The 1,954-nt window shown below is 41.9% G+C and carries 1 protein-coding gene and 1 pseudogene; both read left to right on the top strand.

Annotated elements, in window-relative coordinates; all coding sequences use genetic code 11:
• Positions 1-887 (top strand): annotated as a pseudogene (locus ACFIL3_RS09845) (DNA repair protein RecN); the annotation flags it as partial.
• Between the two features lie 111 nt (positions 888-998).
• On the top strand, positions 999-1,954 hold a 956-nt coding region (gene ligA / locus ACFIL3_RS09840), incomplete at its 3' end, for an NAD-dependent DNA ligase LigA (protein ID WP_375682192.1).

Here is a 1,954-nt window from a genome sequence, read left to right as displayed (position 1 = left end):
AAGAACTTATTGCACCAGTGGTGAAATCTATTGATGAGGCATTGCATGCACTTGCAACAGCACAAGAAGGTATTGAGGTGGCAATACGAGCATTGGACTTTGAACCTGATGAATTGGAACGGATAGAAGAACGTCTTTTTGCTCTTCGGGGTTTTGCTCGTAAATATCAAGTTTCTGCGGATGAATTGGTTCAGTTACGCGATAAAATGGATGCTGAACTGGCTGATTTTGAAGAGGCTCAGACCATATTGACACGTTTTGAAGATGAGGCAAAGCAGGCAAAGAAAAATTATGATACATTGGCGCAAGCCTTAACAATAAAGCGTCGGGAGATAGCAAAGCATTTATCTGAAAGTGTTATGGCTGAGTTGCCGGCATTGAAATTAGAGAGGGCCGAGTTTATTGTTGAAATGCAAAGTGATGTGGAAAGGCGGAGTGCAGAGGGATGTGATCGTATTGAATATTGGGTGCGAACAAATCCTGGAACACGAGCTGGACCGATGCTTAGTGTGGCTTCTGGCGGTGAATTGTCTCGTTTTTTGTTGGCATTAAAAGTTGTTTTGTCTGATCGAGGATCAGCACCGACGCTGATCTTTGATGAAATTGATACAGGCGTTGGGGGGGCTGTTGCAGCGGCTATTGGACAACGATTGCAACGCTTATCAGAACGCGTTCAGGTTTTCGCTATTACGCATGCACCACAGGTTGCATCGAAAGCGCATGGTCATTTTCTTATTTCGAAAATTGAGAGTCATGATAAAGGACGCTTTGTTACTGCTATTCATAAAATGGAAGAGCATGAACGTGCAGAAGAAATTGCTCGTATGTTGGCAGGAGAACAGATTACTGAAGAAGCGCGTGCAGCGGCTCAAAAGCTTCTCGCATAAAGGTAATTAGTCAGCGATAAAAATACTAGAAAGCTTATATTTATTGAGATTCACTTGATGAGGAGGCGTGAGAGGCCCTTGTGGCAGCGCTTGTAATTTGGAATAGATTTTATGAACAAAGATGCATATAAAAATCTCACAGCTGTTGAAGCAGAACGTGAATTAGAGTGGTTGGCAAAAGAGATTGCACGTCATGATGTGCTTTATAATCGTGATGATCAGCCTGAAATTTCTGATGCAGAATATGATGCTTTACGTCGTCGTAATGCAGAAATTGAAGCTCTTTTTCCAGAGCTTATACGTATTGATTCTCCTTCACATAAAATTGGAGCACCAATTTCTGAAAAATTTGAAAAATCTGTTCATGCACAGCCTATGCTTTCACTTGATAATGCGTTTAGCTCTGAAGATGTTACTGAATTTGTTGAGCGTATTCGTCGTTTTTTACGGCTTCCAGAAACACAAGTGTTGGAAATAACAGCGGAGCCAAAAATTGATGGTTTATCTTTGTCTTTGCGCTACGAAAAGGGGCGACTTGTGCGTGCGGCAACGCGTGGGGATGGAACTGTCGGTGAAAATGTGACGGCAAATGCTCGAACAATTGCTGATATTCCACAAGTTTTGCAAGGTGATTTTCCTGAGGTAATCGAGGTTCGCGGCGAAGTTTATATGGGACGGGAAGATTTCCAAGCTCTTAATATAAGCCAACAAGAGAAGGGCAAGTTAACCTTCGCCAATCCTCGAAATGCGGCGGCTGGTTCTCTTCGTCAGCTTGATTCACGGATAACCGCTAGCAGAAAGCTTCAATTTTTTGCTTATGCTTGTGGTGAAGTGAGTGAAATATTTGCAGAAAGTCAAATAGAGATGATGACAAAGCTAAAAGAGTATGGCTTTGTCATCAATCCATTAACAAAAGTCTTTAAGACTGTAGAAGACATTATTTGCTATTATCGTGATATAGAAGAACGCCGTTATTCTTTAAGCTATGACATTGATGGCATTGTTTATAAGGTTAATGATTTGATGCTCCAAAAGCGCTTGGGGTTTGTTTCTCGTTCGCCGCGTTG

Origin of the sequence: Bartonella sp. CE47NXGY (genome assembly GCF_042195415.1) — a bacterium.
Taxonomy (GTDB): Bacteria; Pseudomonadota; Alphaproteobacteria; order Rhizobiales; family Rhizobiaceae; genus Bartonella.
This window is presented reverse-complemented; position numbering and strand designations above follow the sequence as displayed.